This is a genomic window from Vibrio sp. RE86 (assembly GCF_013114545.1).
Classification (GTDB): Bacteria; Pseudomonadota; Gammaproteobacteria; order Enterobacterales; family Vibrionaceae; genus Vibrio.
In genome coordinates, this window is the sequence record NZ_VTXI01000033.1 from 1 (window position 1) to 15,250 (window position 15,250).

Below are 15,250 nucleotides of genomic sequence, written 5' to 3' on the forward strand. Positions count from 1 at the left end.
AAACCCGTGCGCTCTTAGCTCAGCTGGATAGAGTACCTGGCTACGAACCAGGCGGTCGGAGGTTCGAATCCTCCAGAGCGCGCCACTCTTTAGGTTTTCATTCTCAATAAAGTGAAACCCTGATATTGCAAAAGTGATATCGAAACCTGTGCGTCCTTAGCTCAGCTGGATAGAGTACCTGGCTACGAACCAGGCGGTCGGAGGTTCGAATCCTCCAGGACGCGCCACTATATAAGAGCCCTGCTAGAAATAGCAGGGCTTTTTTATTTACAGTTTAGTAACATTATTGAAACTTACTATTTACAATCTGTTGTTTAGTAAGGACTTTTTCTCGCTTTTTACCCCTCAAAGCCACTCAGTCTCTCTTACTAAGAAACGCTATAAAACTCGCAGTTATTTATTCTTGATTGCGCACATATTGCAGATTTATGTGATTTGCGTGACGAATAATTCCCTAGATTTGTGCTTTATCCTCAATAGCTCCTTAAACAAAATTGACAAAGTTTAACCAATCGAGATAATCCTAGGCCTCATGTCAGATTTTTGAGAACAAATTCTGGCATCAAGATCACCCAAGTTAACTGGGTTTCGTTAGTGTTTGCTTTGATAAAACATGATGTTTTTAGCAATACACCTAATGCCTTGTCAGGACGACAAAGAAAGGATGCAAAAATGGATAATATTGGAAGCCTGCTAGTAGATGCTGCAACCCTCATGCTTACAGGGATGGTTGTTGTGTTTATATTCCTAACTATTCTTGTCTATCTCGTTCGGCTAATGTCAAAACTGGTGCCAGAAGAAGTGCCAGAGCCGATCGCTACACCAAATCAAAATAACAAAGTTCAATCACCTTCTGCTGTTAGCCCAAACGTAGTGGCGGCAATCTCTGCTGCTGTGCACCAGTACCGTGCCTCTACAGCTAAGTAGTATCTAGAAGGATTAAAAGGAGTTAATGAGCATGTCTAAACCACTCGCTTTAACGGACGTGGTCCTTCGTGACGCCCATCAATCGCTATTTGCGACACGTATGCGTCTAGAGGATATGTTACCTATCGCTGAAGAGCTCGATAAGGTCGGTTACTGGTCTCTAGAAACATGGGGCGGTGCAACATTTGATTCGTGTATTCGTTTCTTAGGAGAAGATCCTTGGGAGCGTTTACGCGCGTTGAAGAAAGCAATGCCAAATACACCAATGCAAATGCTACTGCGCGGTCAAAACCTTTTAGGCTACCGCCACTATGCAGATGATGTGGTTGAGAAGTTTGTTGAGCGTGCACACGCAAATGGTATGGATGTATTCCGTATTTTTGACGCGATGAATGATGTACGTAACTTTGAGAAAGCCGTTAAAGCGGTAGTAGATGTAGGTGCCCATGCTCAGGGTACGCTCTCTTACACCACGAGCCCTGTTCACAACATTGATACATGGGTTGATCTTGCTAAACGTTTAGAAGACTTAGGTTGCCATTCTTTATGTATTAAAGATATGTCAGGTCTTTTAAAGCCTTATGAAGCAGAAGAGCTAATCACTCGTATTAAAGCATCGACAGATATTCCTCTTGCGCTTCACTGTCATGCGACCACTGGTCTTTCAACGGCAACCGCAGTGAAAGCAGTAGAAGCTGGCGTTGATATTCTGGATACGGCTATTTCGTCAATGAGTTGTACTTATGGTCACACACCAACGGAAACGGTTGTGGCGATGCTTCAAGGTACAGAGCGTGATACTAACCTCAAGCTCGATCAAATCGAACCAATTGCGGCTTACTTCCGTGAAGTTCGTAAGAAGTACGCTAAGTTCGAAGGCCAGCTAAAAGGTGTCGATTCTCGTATTTTGATCGCTCAGGTTCCTGGCGGTATGCTGACTAATATGGAAGGCCAGCTTAAAGAGCAGGGCGCAGCGGATAAGCTAGATGAAGTGTTAGAAGAGATCCCTCGCGTACGTGAAGATTTGGGTTACATTCCTCTGGTGACGCCTACTTCTCAGATTGTTGGTACTCAAGCCGTAATCAATGTACTAACAGGTGAGCGCTACAAGAGCATCACCAAAGAGACTGTAGGTCTACTGAAAGGTGAATACGGTGCAGCGCCAGCAGAACTCAATGAAGCATTGCAAGCGAAAGTATTAGATGGTGCTGAGCCAATCACTTGCCGCCCAGCCGATCTTCTTGAAGCGGAGATGAACTCGCTGACAGATGAGTTACTAAACAAAGCGAAAGAGGAAGGTATTTCACTGGCGGAAGATACAGTTGATGATGTCCTGACTTATGCGTTATTCCCACAAGTTGGCCTTAAGTTCCTTAAGAATCGTCATAACCCAGATGCCTTTGAACCGGCTCCATGGTTAGAAGAAGCTCCAGCTGCACCGCAAGCTCAGCCTGCTCAAGGTGGTATTGAAGCATACAGCGTTAAAGTTGATGGTCAGGTTTACGATGTAGAAGTGGGCCCTCAAGGCCAGCTAACATCTGTAGCACCTGCTGCAAATGCTCAACCAGCGGCAGCTCCAGCAGCTCCAGCAGCTCCGGCGGGTAACAGCGAAACGGTTCCAGCTCCTTTGGCGGGTAACATCTTTAAGGTTAATGTACAAAGCGGTGCTCAAGTAGCCGAAGGTGATGTTCTACTTATCTTAGAAGCGATGAAGATGGAGACTGAAGTACGTGCCGCCCGCGGTGGTATTGTTCAAGACCTTCACGTTAAAGAGGGTGATTCGGTGACAGTGGGTGCTCCACTACTGAGCCTGGCGTAAGGGAAGATCATGGACGGATTAATGACCTTATGGTCTGAAACAGGGATCGCTAACTTTGAATTTGGCCAGATCTGCATGATCTTGGTTGGGTGTACATTGCTATTTCTGGCGATTTGTAAGGGTTTTGAGCCTTTACTGCTGTTGCCGATTGGTTTTGGTGCAATCTTAGCGAATATACCTAATGCAGGCTTTACTGATGAAGGTGGTTTACTCTACTACGTTTACTACATCGGGATTGAATCTGGGATTTTCCCATTGCTGATTTTCCTTGGTGTCGGTGCGATGACTGACTTTGGTGCTCTTATCGCAAACCCGAAAACCTTATGGTTAGGCGCTGCAGCTCAGTTTGGCATTTTCGCAACACTATTTGGGGCGATCTTGCTTAACTATGTACCAGGTATGGAATTTAGCATGCCCGATGCAGCATCCATCGCGATTATTGGTGGTGCTGATGGTCCGACAGCTATCTTCCTTGCAAGTCAGCTTTCACCGGATCTATTGGGTGCAATTGCTGTTGCGGCGTATAGCTACATGGCGTTGGTGCCGATCATTCAGCCACCAATCATGAATGCTCTGACAACACCAGAAGAGCGTAAGATCAAAATGGCGCAGCTACGTCATGTGGGTAAAGGTGAAAAGATCCTATTTCCGCTTGCAGTGCTACTGATGACGATCTTATTCCTGCCATCAGCTACACCACTTGTTGGTATGTTTTGTCTAGGTAACTTGATGCGTGAAGCGGGCGTGGTTGATCGCCTATCTAAAACTGCCCAAAACGAATTGATCAATATTGTTACGATCTTCCTCGGACTAGGTGTTGGTTCAAAGCTTCAGGCAGAAGAGTTTCTAAACGTTGAGACCTTGGGTATTTTGGCTCTTGGTGCCGTCGCGTTTAGTATTGGTACTGCCGGTGGCGTACTGATGGCAAAACTATTGAACAAGCTCTCTAAAGAAGACATTAACCCACTGATTGGTGCGGCAGGTGTTTCCGCCGTACCAATGGCAGCGCGAGTTGTGAATAAAGTTGGTTTGGATGCGAACCCACAGAACTTCCTTCTTATGCACGCAATGGGGCCTAATGTTGCGGGGGTACTTGGCTCTGCGGTTGCGGCAGGTATTCTGCTTGCACTGGTAGGCTAGCGCCCTGTAAGTAAATGGTTAAATTGAGAGCAAGTGGCTAACGAGCTCTCAATAAATGGTATATATTCAAAGGGATGCTTTCGCATCCCTTTTTAGTATCGATAGGGACAGGAATAAATGGAAAACAAACAGATCGCAATCTCTAAATTTGGAGAGCCAGAGGTTCTCGTTACCCAAACATCACCAATACCCGAGCCTCAAAGCGGTGAAGTCTTAGTTAAAGTGTCTTTCTCTGGCGTTAACCCTATCGATGTTAAAACGCGTGCGGGCCTTGGTTGGGCAGCATCTGAGAATAAAGACAACTTACCTTGGGTTCCTGGCTACGATATATCTGGTGAAGTGGTCTCTTTAGGCGAGCAAACAGAGCGTTTCTCAGTTGGAGACAATGTTGCTGGTTTCATTGGTTTTCCACTTTTGGGAGGAGGTTACAGCCAATACATTAGTGTTCCTGAAACAGCGCTGAGTTTGGTTCCTGATGCCATCACACTTGAAGCGGCCGCGGTATTACCATTAGCTGGGCAAACAGCACTTCAAGCTCTTGATAAAGCTGGAGTGTCAGAAGGTCAACGAGTGTTGATCCTTGCTGGTGCAGGCGGAGTGGGACATATTGCCATTCAAATTGCGGTAGCTGCAAAAGCAGAAGTGTTCACGACGTGTAGTGAAGCAAATTTAGATTATATGGCCACACTTGGGGCACATGCGGTTAATTACCAATTTGCCCCAGTCTCCGAGCGAGTTGAAGAAGCGGATGTCCTTATTGACCTAGTGGGGGGAGATGCTGCGTTGGATGCGCTTAAGTGTCTGAAAGATGGTGCAAAGGTTGTCACAGTACCAACGCTCACAGCTGAGCTAATTTGTGAAAAAGCTAAGCTACTTGGTTTTGAAGCCTCAGGGATGTTGGTTGATCCTAATCCTGAACAACTCGATGCTTTGCTGTATATGGTGAGTGTTGGCTTAGTTAAAACGGAGATTCAACAAATCTTCCCGATGACTCAAGTCATTGATGCTCACAAACAAATCGAAACTGGACACACGAGAGGCAAGGTCTTGCTTGATATGCAATGCTAGAAGCGTTTAACAGCGCTTTTGAATCGTTCGCACTATGGTTTTCTGATTCCGCACTGTGGGTACTGTTTTTCAGTGGTTTCCTCAGTGCGACACTACTACCCGGAGGCTCTGAAGCAGGTTTAATTGCCACGCTGAGCCTCAATCAATACACAACATTTATTGTCATTACTGTAGCTACCTTGGGAAATACCCTTGGTGGTTTAACCAACTATTGGCTTGGGTTGTGGTTACCAAATAGAACTCAAAACGAAAAACATGGTCATAAAGCCTTATTATGGCTAAATAAATATGGCTATTGGTCACTACTTTTTAGTTGGTTGCCTATTATTGGTGACCCTTTATGTCTGGCTGCAGGTTGGTTACGAATGCGCTTTTGGCCTTGTTTTTGGCTAATCTTGATTGGCAAAGCGATTCGATACAGCTTGTTAGCGGCAATTTTTTACGGTTTTTTCTAAGGGGATGTCATGAGAAAGATTTGGCTTGGTGCATTTTCTCTTGTCGCACTTTACGGTTGCTCTTCTAGCAACATACCTTCTGTTCCTTTTTTCTCATCGCTGCCTGAAGGCGTGACGCTCATTGAAGAGGTTAATGCTGAACCTGGCAAGGCGATGATCCCATACTCCAAATACGAATTAGACAATGGCTTAACGGTCATTCTGTCTCTTGATGACTCCGATCCTTTGGTTCATGTAGATGTGACTTACCATGTGGGGTCCGCTCGAGAAGAGGTCGGTAAGTCTGGTTTTGCTCATTTCTTTGAACACATGATGTTCCAAGGAAGTGAGAACGTGGGTGATCAAGAGCACTTTAAGATCATTACTGAAGCCGGTGGAACGTTAAACGGCACCACCAACCGCGATCGCACTAACTACTTTGAAACTGTCCCATCCAATCAGTTAGAAAAAATGCTCTGGCTTGAGTCTGATCGTATGGGCTTTTTACTCGATGCAGTGTCTCAAAGAAAGTTTGAGATCCAACGAGATACGGTCAAAAACGAACGCGCGCAAAACTATGACAACCGACCGTATGGCTTGATGTGGGAAAGAATTGGCGAAGCCATGTATCCTGAGGGCCACCCGTACTCGTGGCAAACGATCGGTTATGTGGAAGACCTTGAACGTGTCAACGTCAACGATCTCAAAGCGTTTTTCTTACGTTGGTACGGGCCAAACAATGCTGTTTTAACCATCGGTGGTGATATTGATACCGAACAAACATTGGAATGGATCAACAAGTACTTCGGCTCGATCCCGAAAGGCCCAGAGGTTGAAAGTGCGCCCAAGCAACCCGCTCAGTTAACAGAAGACCGTTACATCACGCTCGAAGATCGCATTCAGCAACCGATGCTGATGATAGGTTGGCCAACGAAATACAATGGTGCGGAGGAGCAAGCTTCTCTTAACGCATTGGCGAATGTGCTAGGCAATGGTGCTAATAGTTTGTTGTACCAAAAATTAGTGAAGACGCAAAAAGCGGTTGATGCAGGTGCGTTCCAAGACTGTGCTGAATTATCGTGTAACTTCTATGTCTACGCTATGGCTCCATCGGGCGAAAAAGGTGCGCTGGAACCTTTATATCAAGAGCTGATGCAAACATTGAATGAATTCGAAGCGAAAGGGGGGGATGAAGCACGCCTTGAACAAATCACTGGTATGGCAGAAGCGAATGCCGTTTTTGCCTTGCAAAGCGTGCGTGGCAAGGTGTCTCAACTAGCATCAAACGAGACGTTCTTTTCAACACCTGACCGTATTCAGACTCAGCTAGAGCAAATTCGCGCTGTTACGCCAGAGTCAGTTATGGATAGCTACAAGACTTTCGTTAATGGTCACCCTAAAGTAGCGTTGAGTGTAGTACCAAGGGGTAAACCTGAGTTGGCTGCTAGGGATGCAACGTTTGTAACCCCTCCTCGCACTTTACCTGATTATCAGGAAGTGACAGAAGACCAACTCGTCTACCGCAAAGCAACGGATGATTTTGACCGTTCAGTGATGCCAGAGGTTGCTCAAGGGGTGAAAGCTCAAATGCCTGACCTTTATCGTTTGTATTTCGATAATGGGGCGGAGCTATTAGGAACGGTCAGTTCTGAAACGCCGACTGTGCAACTTGAAATTCGTTTCCCTGCCGGAGAGCGTTACGTTAAATCAGGCAAGGAAGGCTTGGCGAATTTGACTGCGTCGATGATGCAAGAAGCGACCACAGACTCATCGCTTGAAGAGCTTCAAGCGAGGCTTGATAAGCTAGGAAGCACTATATCTATCAACGCGGGTAATTACACAACCAGCATTTCAGTTTCTAGTTTAGAGAAAAACCTGACGGAAACACTGACCATCGTTGAAGAGGTTTTGTTCAAACCTGCATTCAGAGAGCAAGATTTTTCTCGTATTAAAAAACAGATGTTAGAGGGTTTGGTCTATCAACATCAAAAGCCGAGTTGGCTAGCGTCTCAAGCGACTCGACAGGTTCTATTCTCTGGTTCAGTCTATCAACGCCCGAGCGATGGTACTGAAGCATCAGTGGCTGAGCTAACATTAGAGGACGTCAAGGCGTTTTATAAGCAGCACTACACGCCTCAAGGCGCGCAGATCGTGATTGTCGGAGACATCAACAAACGCAAAGTGAAACAAGAGTTAGCGTTTATTGAAAATTGGCAAGGTGAAGTGGCGCCTCTTCTAAGGCCTCAACTTGTTAAACCGCTTGATCAGCAGAAAGTGTACTTAATTGATAAACCGGGTGCGCCACAAAGTGTCGTTCGTATGGTTCGTCAAGGGCTGCCGTTTGATGCGACGGGTGAAGTGTACTTAACTCAATTGGCGAACTTTAATCTAGCGGGCAATTTCAACAGTCGCATCAACCAAAATCTGCGTGAAGATAAAGGTTATACGTATGGAGCGAGCGGTTACTTAGCCTCTAATCGAGAAGTAGGCGCTATCGTCTTTTCTGCTCAAGTGCGCGCTGATTCAACCATTCCTTCTATTCAAGAGATGAAAAATGAGCTGAATGAGTACAGTCAATCAGGTATGACCGATGAAGAGATGAAATTTTTACGCTTAGCAGTCGGTCAACAAGATGCTCTAAAGTATGAAACGCCTTCACAGAAAGCTGGGCTGTTAAATAGTATTCTTGCCTATAGTTTGGATGAAGACTACCTCAAGCAGCGCAATGAGATTGTCGATACTGTAGATAAGACGGTTTTAGATAAACTAGCCGCTAAGTGGTTTGATCCAAATGACTATCAGATTATTGTGGTTGGTGATGCGAAAACGCTGAAGCCACAACTAGAAAGTTTACAGATTCCGATAGAAGAGCTTGAAATCATCCGTTAGAGTACACATAACATAGTGAATAACGAAAGGGTGACACGGCTCACCCTTTATAAATTTGTTTAGCCAGTTTGGTATCTCTACCAAACCACTGATATAAGCGAACCTCATTTTGACTGAATTTGCTGCGCGACTTGAGCGAGTTGCACAAAACCCAGATGTATTTAAGAGTTTTGGACGTGGTGTTGAACGCGAAACTTTACGCTATCAACAAGATGGTCACCTCGCGACAACTCCTCACCCAAGTGAGCTTGGTTCGGCTTATGCCAATAACTGGATTACGACTGACTTTTCTGAATCTCTTTTGGAGTTCATCACGCCAGTTTCATCCGATATTTCGACTTTGCAGGCGCAACTAGAAGACATTCACCACTTCACTCAAACCAAACTGGGTGAAGAAAAGATGTGGCCATTGTCTATGCCTTGTTATGTCGGCGCTGAAGATGACATCAACTTAGCGCAGTATGGCTCGTCGAACTCAGGCAAAATGAAAACGCTCTATCGAGAGGGTTTAAAAAGACGTTACGGCAGTCTGATGCAGATCATTTCAGGTGTGCACTTTAATTTCTCATTCCCAGAGACATTTTGGGATCAGCTGTTTGGTGAGCAAACTGAAGATGAACGCCAATCGAGTAAATCAGAGGCTTACTTTGGCCTCATCCGAAACTATTACCGTTTCGGGTGGTTAATCCCATATTTCTTTGGTGCATCGCCAGCACTTTGCTCTTCGTTCATTCAAGGTCGTGATACCAAGCTACCGTTTGAAAAAGTCGGTGGCACGCTTTACTTACCGCACGCGACTTCATTGCGTATGAGTGATTTGGGCTACACCAACAGTGCTCAAAGTGCGTTAAAAATCGGTTTCAATAGTTTGGACGAGTATTTAGAAGGTCTAAACACAGCTATTCGAACACCATCTGATGAGTTTGCTGAGATTGGCGTCAAAGTGGATGGTGAGTACCGTCAGCTTAACAGCAATGTACTTCAGATCGAGAATGAGCTGTATGCTCCTATTCGACCTAAGCGCGTGGCGAAATCTGGCGAAAAACCGTCAGAAGCGTTAGCACGTGGTGGTGTCGAGTACATTGAAGTACGTTCGCTTGATGTGAACCCTTATAGCTCAGTGGGTATTAATGAAGACCAAGTACGTTTTCTTGATCTATTCCTCGCATGGGCAGCTTTAACGGACTCTGAACCAATGGATCACTGTGAGCAGGCATGCTGGCGTGAAAACTGGAACAAAGTCATTGTTGAAGGGCGTAAACTAGGATTAGAACTACAAATTGGCTGCCAAGGTGAAGTGCTTACTCTGCAAGACTGGGCGAAACGAGTGTTTGTTGAGCTTGTGCAAATCGCAGAGCAGATGGATGCGGCTAATGGCGGCGATGAATATCAAGCTGTTTGCTACAAACTACTCTCTTGGATTGATAACCCTGAGAAAACCGTTTCCGGCCAGCTATTGGCAGACACCATTGAGCTGGGTGGTTTGGGTAAAGTTGGTTGTGAATTGGGTAAGCAATATCGTAACCAACACCTTGATCACCAGTACCGTACTTACAGTGCTGTTGAAATGGAAACAGAAGTTGAGCGTTCGCGTGTTGCTCAGAAAGAAGTTGAAGATTCAGATAGTCTGAACTTTGATGACTTCCTAGAGGACTACTTTGCTTACTTGAAAGGTTAGGCAAAACTGTGAAAAGAACGTGCTCTCTCATACTGAGTTTGGTGGTACTAGGTGGCTGTGCAACACCGCCACCTAAAAATCAGTCTAATCTTTGTGAGATATTTCGAGAACACCCAAGCTGGTATGACGATGCTCTAGACATGCAAGAGGAGTGGGGGACACCCATTCAAGTCTCGATGGCTATTGTCAAACAAGAGAGTAGCTTTAGACATGATGCTAGACCACCTAAGGATTATTTACTTGGTTTCATCCCATGGGGGCGAGTGAGCAGTGCTTATGGTTACGCACAGGCTCAAGACCCAGCGTGGGAAGACTTTCAAAAAGCAACTGACCATGGTGGTTCACGAACAAACTTTGCTGATTCATTAATGTTTATCGGTTGGTATACAAATGAAACGCAAAGGCAGTTAGGTATTTCTAAATGGGATACCTACAATCAATATCTTGCTTATCATGAAGGCAGAGGAGGCTATAAGCGTAAAAGCTATCAAGCTAAGCCCTCATTGATTAAGATCGCTCGTCGAGTTGAGCAACAAGCAAAGGATTACGGTTGGCAACTGAAGCAATGCCGACAAGAATTAGAAGACAATAGAAGCTGGTTCTTTTGAGCGCAGTAAAGATGGAGAAGGACAATGCCGTTATTAGATAGTTTTACCGTAGATCATACACGAATGAATGCACCTGCTGTTCGTGTAGCGAAGACAATGACAACACCAAAAGGTGATACGATTACCGTTTTCGACCTACGCTTTACCGCACCAAATAAAGACATTTTGTCTGAGAAAGGAATTCACACGCTTGAGCACCTATATGCTGGCTTTATGCGTAATCACCTTAACGGTGACAATGTAGAAATTATTGATATCTCTCCAATGGGATGCCGTACAGGTTTCTACATGAGCTTAATTGGTACGCCTCAAGAGCAGCAAGTGGCCGATGCATGGTTAGCTGCTATGCAAGATGTACTGAAAGTAGAAAGTCAAAACAAGATTCCAGAACTGAATGAATATCAGTGTGGTACAGCTGCGATGCATTCACTAGATGAAGCAAAGCAAATTGCAGAAGCGATTTTAGCTGCGGGTATTTCGGTAAACAAAAACGATGAGTTGGCGCTACCAGAAACGATGCTGAAAGAGTTAAAAGTAGACTAGCGATGAGTTTGAAAGAAAAGGAAGGCAGAATGCCTTCCTTTTTTGTTTGTGATGATTAGTTTGCTTTGGGTAGAACGACAACTTCTGTTTTAGCCCAGATATCGTGAAAGCCACGCTTTTTAGGATCGAGAGGGACAGTAAAGTTTGCCAAGCCAAAGCCAGATGTACCGATTCTTATCAATGCTTGAGTAACCGAGACCGCCGAACCGTCGTTACTACGTAAGTGGAGTTTCCAAGCTCGCATGCCGAGTGTTTGGCCAGCACGAGTCCAGAAGAAAACAAAGAAGTATATCCATACAAAGGCAAGATACGCGGTGTATACCGGGCTCCAAATTGGGTGATTGGTCAGAAAATCACTCACATCTGCATAGCCAGCAGCATGAAAGATCCCCATCGCCATCAAAGCATGCAGTAAAGCGACAATGACTCCCGCCGCCATCATCTCAACCGCAATAATAATTAACCCGTCATAAAAGAGTGCACCTAAGCGTCGAAATAGTCCCGCTGGTGGCAAAGTGTCAGTCGTTGACATAGAGCCTACTTACCTAAAAGAAAATAAGGCGAAAGAATAAAGCTTCAGTTTTAATCTGAAAAGAGACCTTGCGCACAGCTTATCAATTTATGGCGATTTTATCGGCAAACAGCAAGCAATTCAGTCTTTTGCTCTTGCACGTTCAATAAGCTTACGTATAATGCCAAGCATCAAAGGGCAATGCCCCAAGATGCCGGTATGGTGAAATTGGTATACACGACGGATTCAAAATCCGTTGCCTTCGGGCGTGGCGGTTCAAGTCCGCCTACCGGTACCATATTTAAACAACAAAGCCTCGACTCATGTCGGGGCTTTGTTGTATTTGCTCCCTCACAAACTCTGTCCTATTTTCATTTCAGTCCAATAACATTCCTATTTCATAAGTCGTTACACAACTCGACGTTTTAATCCTTTACATCTTGCGCTAGGCGATAAACACTGCCCCTCGAAACAAAGTCACAGCCGACAAGAGTAAAGTTAGTAGGAAATTATGAGTAACACGACGGCGAAAAAATCGAATCCATTGTTTGAGATTCTTTTTAACGTATTTATCCCATCATTGATCTTGATGAAGTTCAGTGGTGAAGAGCATTTGGGAACAGTAATGGCGTTGATCGTTGCATTAGCTTTTCCGATTGCGTATGGTTTGATGGACCTTATTCGCAATAAGAAGTTTAACTTCATCGCAGCATTGGGTTTTGTCAGTGTGTTGCTAACTGGTGGTATTGGTTTACTGGAACTGGATACTCGATGGTTGGCATTAAAAGAGGCTCTGATCCCAGGCCTTATTGGTCTGGCTGTGTTGGGCTCTACTTTTACTCGCTACCCATTTATGCAGAAAATGATCTTAAATGATACTGTTCTAAATCTCTCTGTGATTAAAGAACGCTTAAATGAAAACGGTAAGACAGCGGCATTCGAGCGCTGTTTGATGTCATCTAATTATCTATTTGCTAGTACGTTTGCCTTCTCTTCAGCTATGAATTATTTCTTAGCTACTTGGATTGTAACAAGCCCTGCTGGAACGCCTGAATTTAATGAAGAGCTTGGTAAGTTAACGCTATACAGTTACCCAATTATCGCCATCCCAAGTATGTTGATGATGTTTGGTATCTTCTACTATGTGTGGAGACAGATTCGCGCAATGACTTCGCTCGAGACAGAGCAGATATTCCACACTAAATAATCCATTTAAAGCCTAGCCACTTCGTTGGGCTTTATTGTTTTTGGACGTTGAAAACAAAATAGTGCCATACACAAAAACTCAAGACTGATCACCAATGTGAGAATGAAGTGATGCCCAAAGAACAATTGAATTAAATTTTCATGCGATATTTCAATTGCTTGTCTATGATTTAATTAACGAAAGCAATGGAGAGCGTAAATGTACCAAGTTACCCCATATCTATTTTTTGCTGGCCGGTGTGAAGAGGCGCTAGAGTTTTATCGTAAGTGTTTTGGCGGAGTTGTGGTTTCTAAGCAACTTTTTAAAGATGCCCCTCAAGAAATCGAAGGTGCTGACCCTAATTGGGTTATGCATGCGGAATTTGAAGCATTTGGGTTAAAGCTCATGTTGTCAGACGGCATGGTTGCAAAAGAGCTCACGGGGAATAACATCGCGCTATCGATTGTGCTTGATGACCTCAATGAACAAGCGCGCCTGTACGACAAACTGTTAGAAGGCGGGCATGTAATGATGCCTTTGGAAGATACTTTTTGGGGCGCGCGCTTCGGTAAAGTAGAAGACCAATTTGGCGTTCGTTGGATGTTGCATTGCGATCTCGTTAAATAACGAAACATATTTTCCAATGAAATTGCCCTTATCTATATCTCATATCGATAGATGGGTAGTGATTTCGCAATACCATTACTCTAAAATTATAAATTAAGCAGTAATGGATAATTGTATATAAATCGTGGCAAGTGTAAAAATCACCGTAGATAGGCTTCAGCCTGGGTTGCACATCAGACTTCCAGTGAAATGGAATGAGCACCCCTTCCTATTTAATAGCTTTAAAGTGAAAGATGACGAACAGATCCGACTTATTCGACATCTTGGTATTAAGCACGTCTTCATAAACCCTAACCAAAGTGATACTGAACCTCTGCCTCCGTCTGCTAACAGAGAAGCCAGTGAAGAGGTCTCTCCTAGTGAGGTAGATCTAGAAGCGGAAAAGCTTTGGAAAGAGAAGCAAGATAGGATCGAAAAGCTGAGTGCTTACCGTAGAAGAGTCATCAATTGTGAGAAAGAGTTTGAACGCTCTCTCTCAAGGATGCGCGCGGTGATGAATAAGATTCGTAACCGACCTGAACAAGCGGTTGATGAAGCGAGCCAATTGGTTAATGACATCGTTGATAAATTACTAAGTGATGACAACGTTACGCTTCATCTAATGAATGGCAAAAGCGAGTTTGAAGACATTTATTTCCACTCCCTTAATGTATCGGTAGTGGCGATGATGATTGCCAAAGCGAAAAAGTTCAGCGCAGATGAGATCAAGGAAGTGGCTTTTGCTTCTTTATTTCATGATATGGGGAAGGTCAAAGTCCCGACTGCAATACTTCGTAAACAGACCCCGCTTACTGAACCAGAGAAGAACTATCTTAAACTTCATACCAAGTATGGGCTTGAGATTGCAGCCAATATGGATAGCTTTCCCGAAAGTGCCCGAACGGTCATTGCTCAACATCATGAGATGAATGATGGTTCGGGGTACCCTGATGGATTAAAAGAAGAGAGTATCGATAGGTATACACAAATCGTCGCCGTTGCTAATGCATACGATAACTTGTGCCACAGTAATATTCCTAGCGAACAAAAGATACCTTATGTCGCGCTTTCTCATCTATATAAGAACTGTAAGCATCTTTATAGTAATGAAAACCTCAGTTTGCTGATTAAGTTCATGGGCATCTACCCGCCAGGCACGGTCGTCCAATTATCTAATGATATGGTTGGGTTAGTCATATCCGTAAATTCAAGAAATATCCTTTTTCCAAATGTCTTAATCTACGACCCGTCAGTGCCAAGGACACAAGCACCTATCATCGACTTAGCTGAGAAAGAAATTAAGATAGTGAATGCAATCCTTCCGAATAAACTGCCAGATAAAGTTCGAGAGTATCTGAATCCGCGCTCTCGAATATCTTACTTCTTTGACTCAGATGAGTAGTTATCCACAGTCAAATGTGAATAATCTATGTGTATTATGGGTATAAATAAGGCTTTGAGTGATATATAAACACTTAAGCCTTTTTTTATGAATAAATGCTGTTTTTTGCTTGCCTTCAAAAAGGAACTCCCTATAATGCGCTTCCACTGACACGGCAGAGCCCACAAGGCTTCAGCGTTAAGTCAGTAGGGCGAATAAGACAATTTAGCTTCTCAACTTCTTCTAAAAAGAAATTGAGAAAAACTTCAAAAAAGTGTTTGACACTGAAGCTTAAAGCGCTAGAATGCACGTCCACTTTGAGAGAAAGCACTAAAGCTTAATTCTTAAAGGAATGTTCTTTAACAATATAAACCTATCAATCTGTGTGGGCACTCGTTGATGATAATCCAATTAGAAACTTCGGTTTCAAATTAGGTTTCAATGAAACGAAGTGACCAAC

Annotated in this window: 13 protein-coding genes and 3 tRNA genes; 15 read left to right on the forward strand and 1 reads right to left on the reverse strand. The window is 44.1% G+C overall.

The annotated features are described in order from the left end of the window. Nucleotides 1–8 precede the first annotated feature (8 nt). The 11 genes from F0231_RS20050 (at nt 9) to luxS (ending at nt 11,106) form a co-directional block, all read left to right on the forward strand. Nucleotides 9–85 (forward strand) — tRNA-Arg (locus F0231_RS20050). Nucleotides 86–150: 65 nt separating this feature from the next. Next, nucleotides 151–227, forward strand: a tRNA-Arg gene (locus tag F0231_RS20055). A 445-nt stretch (nt 228–672) separates the two neighbouring features. Next, the gene (locus F0231_RS20060; protein ID WP_171761452.1) at nt 673–927 is read left to right on the forward strand and encodes an oxaloacetate decarboxylase subunit gamma; all 255 of its coding nucleotides are present in this window, start codon (nt 673–675) and stop codon (nt 925–927) included. 31 nt (nt 928–958) lie between these two features. Then, nucleotides 959–2,746: a sodium-extruding oxaloacetate decarboxylase subunit alpha gene (gene oadA / locus F0231_RS20065; protein WP_171761453.1), complete on the forward strand. Its 1,788-nt coding sequence runs from the start codon at nt 959–961 to the stop codon at nt 2,744–2,746. A gap of 9 nt (nt 2,747–2,755) precedes the next feature. Then, a complete protein-coding gene (locus F0231_RS20070) occupies nt 2,756–3,886 on the forward strand; it encodes a sodium ion-translocating decarboxylase subunit beta (protein ID WP_171761454.1) in 1,131 nt (376 codons plus the stop codon). 117 nt (nt 3,887–4,003) lie between these two features. Continuing rightward, nucleotides 4,004–4,954, forward strand: coding sequence for an NADP-dependent oxidoreductase (locus F0231_RS20075; protein WP_171761455.1), 951 nt, complete (start codon nt 4,004–4,006; stop codon nt 4,952–4,954). After that, nucleotides 4,948–5,409: a YqaA family protein gene (locus F0231_RS20080; protein WP_171761456.1), complete on the forward strand. Its 462-nt coding sequence runs from the start codon at nt 4,948–4,950 to the stop codon at nt 5,407–5,409. Before F0231_RS20075 ends, F0231_RS20080 begins: the two co-directional genes overlap by 7 nt. 9 nt (nt 5,410–5,418) lie before the next feature. Continuing rightward, nucleotides 5,419–8,277, forward strand: coding sequence for a pitrilysin family protein (locus F0231_RS20085; RefSeq protein ID WP_171761457.1), 2,859 nt, complete (start codon nt 5,419–5,421; stop codon nt 8,275–8,277). Nucleotides 8,278–8,386: 109 nt separating this feature from the next. Beyond that, complete coding sequence (gene gshA / locus F0231_RS20090; RefSeq protein WP_171761458.1) at nt 8,387–9,955, forward strand: glutamate--cysteine ligase; 1,569 nt, start codon at nt 8,387–8,389, stop codon at nt 9,953–9,955. An 8-nt stretch (nt 9,956–9,963) separates the two neighbouring features. Further along, entirely contained in the window at nt 9,964–10,563 is a 600-nt protein-coding gene (locus F0231_RS20095; RefSeq protein ID WP_367613491.1) for a hypothetical protein, read from the forward strand. Between the two features lie 24 nt (nt 10,564–10,587). Continuing rightward, nucleotides 10,588–11,106 carry an S-ribosylhomocysteine lyase gene (gene luxS, locus F0231_RS20100; RefSeq protein WP_171761459.1) on the forward strand — a complete coding sequence of 173 codons (519 nt, stop codon included), beginning with the start codon at nt 10,588–10,590 and terminating at the stop codon, nt 11,104–11,106. Between the two features lie 55 nt (nt 11,107–11,161). Here luxS and F0231_RS20105 read toward each other — a convergent pair whose 3' ends face one another. Then, a complete protein-coding gene (locus F0231_RS20105) occupies nt 11,162–11,638 on the reverse strand; it encodes an RDD family protein (RefSeq protein ID WP_171761460.1) in 477 nt (158 codons plus the stop codon). Nucleotides 11,639–11,830: 192 nt separating this feature from the next. Between F0231_RS20105 and F0231_RS20110 the strand changes: the two genes are divergently transcribed. The 4 genes from F0231_RS20110 (at nt 11,831) to F0231_RS20125 (ending at nt 14,811) form a co-directional block, all read left to right on the forward strand. Next, nucleotides 11,831–11,915, forward strand: a tRNA-Leu gene (locus F0231_RS20110). Nucleotides 11,916–12,128: 213 nt separating this feature from the next. Continuing rightward, nucleotides 12,129–12,824, forward strand: a complete 696-nt coding sequence (locus tag F0231_RS20115; protein WP_171761461.1) for a VC0807 family protein — start codon at nt 12,129–12,131, stop codon at nt 12,822–12,824. Nucleotides 12,825–13,022: 198 nt separating this feature from the next. Next, nucleotides 13,023–13,430, forward strand: coding sequence for a VOC family protein (locus F0231_RS20120; protein WP_171761462.1), 408 nt, complete (start codon nt 13,023–13,025; stop codon nt 13,428–13,430). A gap of 124 nt (nt 13,431–13,554) precedes the next feature. Beyond that, nucleotides 13,555–14,811, forward strand: a complete 1,257-nt coding sequence (locus F0231_RS20125) for a DUF3391 domain-containing protein (protein WP_171761463.1) — start codon at nt 13,555–13,557, stop codon at nt 14,809–14,811. Nucleotides 14,812–15,250: the final 439 nt, after the last annotated feature.